This is a genomic window from Polaromonas sp., assembly GCF_041689105.1.
Lineage (GTDB): Bacteria > Pseudomonadota > Gammaproteobacteria > Burkholderiales > Burkholderiaceae_C > Polaromonas.
The window spans coordinates 1-6488 of sequence record NZ_JBDNGU010000075.1; the positions used below are offsets into that span (position 1 = coordinate 1).

The window sequence follows — 6488 nt, forward strand, 5'->3', positions numbered from 1 at the left end:
ACCCAGTACAAAGACGTTATTGATGTAGAAATTTGTTAGCAGCGTGTTATCCTTCTTTCAAGTATCCAACAGCAGCGGCTGTCGGATTTCGAGTAGCCCGTTTCTGCAAGAAACGAGTAGCAGGTGGGGGTCCGGGGGAGGAAATCAGTGGCCAGTTGGCTTGTGGATAACTCAATGCTTATGCACTGGCGAACGCTGGATGCCGCGCAGGCGCTTGTCCGCCTGGCTGACTTCGCCAAGCAAGACGCCAGCTATGTGCCGACCACGTCTTTGCAAACAAGCCGCTGGCATGTCCGATTTGGCGCGCGTGAATTTGAATTGCTTTGTACCGGCCCCAAGTTTTATGACACTCGTGCTGGCATGGGTGGCGGTGGTGCCGTGGACTTGCTCATCCACTGCATGAGCCTTGACTTCAAAGCGGCGGTCCGGTATCTGCTGGAGAGGAATCTGTGAGGCTGGTCTTCGCCACCGAAGACCTCGTGCGTGCCGGTCGCTCGTTCAAAGGCTTTCCATTGCTGCTGAGCAACGACTGCTGGCCGCTAGAGCCTGCGCAGACCTTTCTGTGGGAGACCCTGGCAGGCACCGGAGCCGTCAGCAGCAAGCTCACCTGGGAGCATTACGGCCGCTGGCTCTACGATTTTTTTGCATTTCTCAACGCCAACGGCCTGCAATGGAATGAGCCCGTACAGCCTACAGGGCTCGGCGTTGTCGCACGCTATCGCGACTGGTCATTAGGGCAACTGCGACTCAAGCCTTCCACCGTCAATTTGCGTCTCAGCCTGGTGGTGCGCTTTTATGAGTGGGCGAAGAAAAACGGCCATGTCGACCAGGTTCCCTACGCCTATCGCGAGGTCCATCGCGGCCGAGCATATGGTTTTCTTGCACATACAGCTGACAGCAATGCAGTGCTTACAAAGCCCGATGTCAAGGTCCGCGAGCACCAGGCCCCGCCCAAGTTCCTGACCGACGATCAGGTCCGTGTCTGTCGCGAGGCGCGCTTGAGCGACAGTCAGCGCCTCCTGTTCGACATGATGGTTCGTGTGGGCTTGCGCTCCTGTGAAGCACGCACCATTCCGTTGAAATACGTCTTCAACCCCCGTCTTCGCAAAGATCTCAAGCCTGGCCAGATGCTCCGTGTCGATCTGAGTCCAGCCGACATGGAGCTCAAGTACAGCAAGCCACGCAGTGTGGACATTCCTTGGACCTTGATGGAAGACATGAACGCGTATGCCGTTCACCGCCGCCAGGGTTTGAAACGCGGGGAACTGGCCGACACAGGCGTTCTCATCCTCAACGAATTGGGCAACCCCTACAGCCGCACAGGCGTGGTCGCCGTCATGAAAAGCATCGTACGACAGGTCGGTTTTCATGTGCGTGCCCACATGCTGCGTCACACCTACGGAACCTATACCTTGAGAGCGCTGAGAAGCAGCCGGTCTTTCGCAGGTGAGCCGCTGTTGTACGTCCGCGACCGCATGGGCCACAGTGATGTGCAGACCACGGCGATTTACCTGCACCTCATCAACCAATTGGAGGCTCAGTTGGTCCTTGCCCACGAGGACCACATCGACCAACTGTTTGCCAAGGCGGAGGATAAAAACTGATGCCACGCCGGAAAAATTACCACGTAGTGGCGGTGGTTGATGCGTCTATTTCTGCGGACGCAAGTACACCTGAAACAATACCGCCGCAGATGGCCGTCATCGACCTGGGTGAGGCCACTGGCCAAAGGCGCAACGGCAGCAACATTCGCCGAATCGACCTCAGTCGGTGGCTGGGCAGCGGGGTCGACCCCTGGGTACATGCCTTCACGGACACGCTGCGCTACCTATTGCAACGGGGCGACCGACAAACCGCCACGATCGTCAATTACGCTTACTCCGGGGTGCCCAAGTTTCTTGAGTTCCTCACTTCTGAGCGCCTTATCAAAGGCCCAGTCAATCCGGGCGAGCTTCAGACGCAGCATCTGGTTAAGTTTGTCGCATGGACCAAATTGCAGTACCCCGAACGCTCGACGGCCAAATCCGTCTACAGCGGCCTGCGGGCCGTGCTCCTGGCCATGAGCGCACGCGGCCTTATCCGCGAAGACCGAGCCCATTTCTTTCCGGCGCGTCCCTTTCCGAACTCATCTGCCGCCAAGAATGGCGCAGCGCCGTTGTCGATCCCCGAGAAAGAACGCCTGGCAGCCGCATTACGGCGGGACCTCGTTGCGCTTCACCACGGCCAGTTTGATCAATCCATGTCCGAGGCGCTGACCGTCTACTTGTTGGTCGTCGCTTTACGCACCGGTGGCAACACCACGCCGCTGCTAGAGATGACCGTTGACAGCCTCAAGCCGCATTTGGTGCCCAACATGATGCGCATCGACCTCGTCAAACATCGTAGCGCTACCACCCAGGTGCATGCCTTACGGCGCATCGAATCGCAGGGTGAAAGCCTCACGGTGCCCATGGACGGCGTGGCCATTCTGAACAAAGTCAAGGCCCTGACCGAACCGCTGCGCGCTCAGGCGCCAACACCACTGCGCGAGCGGATCTGGTTGTATCGGATTGAAAGCCCCAAATCCAAAGGGCAAATTGCGGTCCTGACAAGCTCGCTGCTGTTTCGCAACATCAAGCAATGGGTCAAACGCCACAGCCTGATCGATGATGACGGTCAAACCCTGCGTCTGACGCTCGGACGCTTGCGCAAGAGTAAAGCCCACGAACTCTGGCTGCGCTCTGACGGAGACCTGATTGCCGTGGCCAGTCTGATGGGGCATCGCCCGCGCGTGACCGACCGACACTACTTGGCTATGACCAACGCCATCTGCGCCGAAGGCGCTGTCTTTATTGGCGAAGTGCTCACCGACACCCTGCGTGGCCCGAGAGCTGCTGACACCCTGCTGGAAAAAACACCCGTCGGGCGCTGCAAAGACCCCTTGCACGGCGACAAAGCGCCTGGCGATGGGCAACGCCTGTGCGACCAGTTCGTGCACTGCCTGGGGTGCCGCAGCTACGCCATTGTCGGCAGCTTCCCTGATCTGCATCGCCTCTATTCGTTTCAAGGCTTTTTGCAGGCCGAAATCGACTACTTCCCGCCGGGTGACGAATACGACGACTGGCGTGCCCATCGCCAACGACTGATCGAGCTGATTGATCGCTTCACGGCGCAGCACTTCCCGGCCACATTGATCAGTCAAACAAAAGCGTTGGCCGAAAGCGAACCCCATCGATTTTGGGCCCTGCAAATCCAGGCGATAAAGCAATCGGAGGAGAATCATGCCCATTGAGTCTTCTCACCACTTGCCTGCGTGGGATCTGCTGGCCAGCCAGCCCGTCAGTGCCAGTCCGACAAAGACCGAGGCGCGCGATCGCATCGTGATTAGCGCTCAAATTGACGATGCGGGCTGCGAACATGTGCTCAGTCGCTACGGCGATGCAGTATGGGATTTGCGGCCCTTTATCGAACAACCAGGGATCGCAGAAAACAGCAAGTTCATTCGCTGGCCTGCAGATTGCGAATCGGACATGGTGGCCGACTGCAAGGCCGTGCTCTATACCTGGACACGTCGGGGCCGGCCGGGCGTGAACCCGCCGCACTGGATCACGGTCAAGGGCGTTGCCGTGGCCAGCTGCCTACCCTTGATGCGCTGGCTGCAATGTCTGGGCGTGACCCGGTTCAATCAGATCAATCCTCTGCACATCAGCAACTACCGCCATCATTGCCAACACGATCGGCGGCTCAGTCCCTGGGGGGTGTTCAGCCGCCTGCACTTCCTTGACCTGCTATGGGCCTTTAAAGCCGAGGCGGCATTTGGGCTCACGATCAATCCGTGGGGCGCATCCACCTTGATGGCCGTTTGCGGCATCACCGGCAATGAAAGCGGCGCCAACTACAGCATGGGCGGCACTTCCAAGACGCCACTCATTCCGGCCGATATTCAAACCGTCATCTTCAGGCATTGCGAGGCGGTCATGGCGCAAGCCCCTGCGCTGCTCGACGCCCGTGACCGGGGCGACATGCGTCCGACAGCATCACCGCTGCTCGTAGTGCGAAACGCAGCGCTTTACCTCATATCGATTACCACCGGCATGCGCAACGACGAAGCACTTGGCTTGGAACACGGCGCATGGCGCAGCGAAGTGCTGGGTTGTATCACCTACCACTGGGTGCGCAGCATCGAGCACAAAACCAAAAAGGGCGCTGTCGAATACCTGTGCCCGCCGCTCACCCACCGGGTGCTTGCAACGCTGCAGCGATTTGCCGAGCCCTTGCAGCGGCAACTGGCCGCCGAAATCGAGTCTTTGCAAGATGACGCCCCCACCTCAGAGGTTTTGGCCCGTCTTGCCCAGGCGCGGGCTGATCGGAATCGCCTTTTTCTGGGCGTATCGCAGCGCAATCACAACCGCATTCGGGTGCTCACCTCAGCTGCCTGTGGCGATGCCATGGCGGATTTGGCCAAGGCTGCTGGCACTGACTGGAAACTCACACCCCACCAGACCCGGCGCACCTATGCACGCCTGTTTGTCGAGTCTCGCATGGGGCGCTCATCACTTATCTTTTTGAAAGAGCAGTTCAAACACAGCAGTCTGAGCATGACCCAACTCTACGCCTCCAACCCCCGGCAAGATCGGGCTTTGTTTGACGAAATCCTGTCTGAAATCGTGGTTTACAAAGGCGAGTTGCTGGGCAACTGGACAAGCAGCGTACCGCTGAGCGGCGGGGCCGGTCACAAGATCGTGGCGCTGCGCGCCACTCCTCATCCAAGCCGCCAGTCGCTGCTCAACAATGCTGCCGAACAGATCCACATTCGCGCCACCGGACATGGTTGGTGCCTTGCCCAAGACGAAGGATGTGGCGGTGCCGGGCTTTACGAGGCCACCCGGTGCGTTGACTGCAAGAATGCCGTCATTGACAACAGCTTTGCCGACACCTGGCTCGGCATCCACGAGCAGCAGAGTGAACTTCTCGCGCTGGACGATGTGGGCGCTGCGGTACGGCAGCGTGCGCATCGAGACGTTGCGCGCAGCGCCAGTGTACTAGCCGATTTGGGCATTGAAATTCCAAAGGCAAAGCCATGAGCGCATCACCTGCCAAACCCGACCGCCGCTCAGCACTGAAGGCAGCCCTTGAAGCCCTGCAGCGCGACCAGCAAAAAATCAGCATCAGCGCCGTGGCACGCAAGGCCGGTGTCACGCCCGCCTTGATCCACAACACCTACCCAGACGTGGCCGAGCAGATTCGGGCCATCACAGGCCGCGAACCAACAGCTGTGCGAAGCAAAGAGGCCCAAACACTGTTGGCATTGCAAGCAACCAACAAGCGCCTGCACCAAGAAAACACCCAACTCAACGCCGACGTCGCCCGACTGGCCTCCATCGCGCAGACCCTCACCGATGAAATCGCCCGATTACGGGCAGTTGCTGCAGGCAAGGTGAGCGAGATGGTCAAGCAATCGCCACCTTAGGCCAGCGCCCTCAAGCGATGGCTTCCAAGCCCTTTTTCTGAATCACGGTCAGCAGGCGTAACGCCGGCCCGCCAGGTTTCTTGACCCCTCGCTCCCAGTCGGAGACCAGGTTTTTCGACACGTTCAGGTAGCGGGCAAACACAGGTTGCGAGATGTGCTCACGCTGCCTGATCTGTTTGATCTCCTCAGGCGCCAGTACATGCACCGGGGTCAGACAAGCCTCGTCAAATTCGCGCATCGTCTGCTTGTCGATCGCGCCAATCTCTTGCAAGCCTTCCATCATCTCGTGGATGGCCGCGAAGGCGTCACTGCGATATTTTCTAACCATTTTTGAAAACCTCCTCAAACTGCCCGTTCTCAATCAACAGGCGAACCTGCTCATCTGACAATGCCAGGGTGACCTTGGCGGCACTCTTGAACTGCTGCTCCTCGTCATCCCGAATGTTGTCCTGCTCATTCTTGGAAAAACCGAACACGAAAAACGCTTTCTCACCCTTCCGATAGAGCACCACGCTGCGGTAGCCGCCGGACTTGCCTGCACCAGGACGCGCGATGCGCTGCTTGATGACCCCACCACCCAGATTGGCGTCGATCAAGCCCTTTTCTGCGCGATCCACAGCCTCCAACAGCGCTTCAGCCGAGATCATTTCTTTCCGGGCAAAGCGCCCGAACCACGTACTCTTGAAAATTCTCATCCAGCACTCCGTAGACAACCAATGGTATCACACATAGTGTTATTGCCAAATGCCAGCCGCTTTAAGGGTAACAGCGTCTCTCAGATCAACATCTTACGACAATAACAGTAAGCGTAGTACATAAAAGACGCCGAACAGAACTATGGCTCCGACTTACTTAACCTGGTGGTGGCCAAGGGTTACCTCACCAAGCTGCTGGCCAACGAGGCGGTCAACAGCTACATCCAACGCCACGAGCCCGACATCTTGGAACAGTTTGAGCTGGTGGTAAACACCATCAGCATGGAGGAAGCCGTGCAACAGCAGGCCGAAACGATCCCCTCAGATATCGGCGAAGCGTCATA

General features: G+C 58.3%; 7 protein-coding genes. 5 read left to right on the forward strand and 2 right to left on the reverse strand.

The window, feature by feature from the left end:
• Nucleotides 1-174: 174 nt before the first annotated feature.
• Genes ACESMT_RS07075 through ACESMT_RS07095 form a run of 5 tightly spaced genes read left to right on the forward strand, consistent with a single transcriptional unit; the run spans nucleotide 175 to nucleotide 5449 of the window.
• A complete protein-coding gene (locus ACESMT_RS07075) occupies nucleotides 175-453 on the forward strand; it encodes a hypothetical protein (protein WP_372825861.1) in 279 nt (92 codons plus the stop codon).
• Entirely contained in the window at nucleotides 450-1604 is a 1155-nt protein-coding gene (locus ACESMT_RS07080) for a tyrosine-type recombinase/integrase (protein ID WP_372825862.1), read from the forward strand. Before ACESMT_RS07075 ends, ACESMT_RS07080 begins: the two co-directional genes overlap by 4 nt.
• Nucleotides 1604-3271, forward strand: a complete 1668-nt coding sequence (locus tag ACESMT_RS07085) for a hypothetical protein (protein ID WP_372825863.1) — start codon at nucleotides 1604-1606, stop codon at nucleotides 3269-3271. The genes ACESMT_RS07080 and ACESMT_RS07085 overlap by 1 nt, the downstream gene beginning before the upstream one ends.
• Entirely contained in the window at nucleotides 3261-5063 is a 1803-nt protein-coding gene (locus ACESMT_RS07090) for a tyrosine-type recombinase/integrase (protein ID WP_372825864.1), read from the forward strand. The genes ACESMT_RS07085 and ACESMT_RS07090 overlap by 11 nt, the downstream gene beginning before the upstream one ends.
• Complete coding sequence (locus ACESMT_RS07095; RefSeq protein ID WP_372825865.1) at nucleotides 5060-5449, forward strand: TetR family transcriptional regulator; 390 nt, start codon at nucleotides 5060-5062, stop codon at nucleotides 5447-5449. Before ACESMT_RS07090 ends, ACESMT_RS07095 begins: the two co-directional genes overlap by 4 nt.
• Before the next feature lie 10 nt (nucleotides 5450-5459).
• Here the strand turns inward: ACESMT_RS07095 and ACESMT_RS07100 are convergent, their stop codons facing one another.
• Together ACESMT_RS07100 and ACESMT_RS07105 are read right to left on the reverse strand one after the other, a co-directional pair.
• On the reverse strand, nucleotides 5460-5777 hold the full coding sequence (locus tag ACESMT_RS07100; RefSeq protein WP_372825866.1) for a helix-turn-helix domain-containing protein: 318 nt from the start codon (nucleotides 5775-5777) through the stop codon (nucleotides 5460-5462).
• Nucleotides 5770-6144, reverse strand: coding sequence for a type II toxin-antitoxin system RelE/ParE family toxin (locus ACESMT_RS07105; RefSeq protein WP_372825867.1), 375 nt, complete (start codon nucleotides 6142-6144; stop codon nucleotides 5770-5772). The genes ACESMT_RS07100 and ACESMT_RS07105 overlap by 8 nt, the downstream gene beginning before the upstream one ends.
• Between the last annotated feature and the right edge of the window lie 344 nt (nucleotides 6145-6488).

Coding starts and splice junctions, on each gene's coding strand:
- ACESMT_RS07075 (WP_372825861.1), top strand. CDS start 175: ATGCTTATGCACTGGCGAACGCTGGATGCCGCGCAGGCGCTTGTCCGC.
- ACESMT_RS07085 (WP_372825863.1), top strand. CDS start 1,604: ATGCCACGCCGGAAAAATTACCACGTAGTGGCGGTGGTTGATGCGTCT.
- ACESMT_RS07090 (WP_372825864.1), top strand. CDS start 3,261: ATGCCCATTGAGTCTTCTCACCACTTGCCTGCGTGGGATCTGCTGGCC.
- ACESMT_RS07095 (WP_372825865.1), top strand. CDS start 5,060: ATGAGCGCATCACCTGCCAAACCCGACCGCCGCTCAGCACTGAAGGCA.
- ACESMT_RS07100 (WP_372825866.1), bottom strand. CDS start 5,777: ATGGTTAGAAAATATCGCAGTGACGCCTTCGCGGCCATCCACGAGATG.
- ACESMT_RS07105 (WP_372825867.1), bottom strand. CDS start 6,144: ATGAGAATTTTCAAGAGTACGTGGTTCGGGCGCTTTGCCCGGAAAGAA.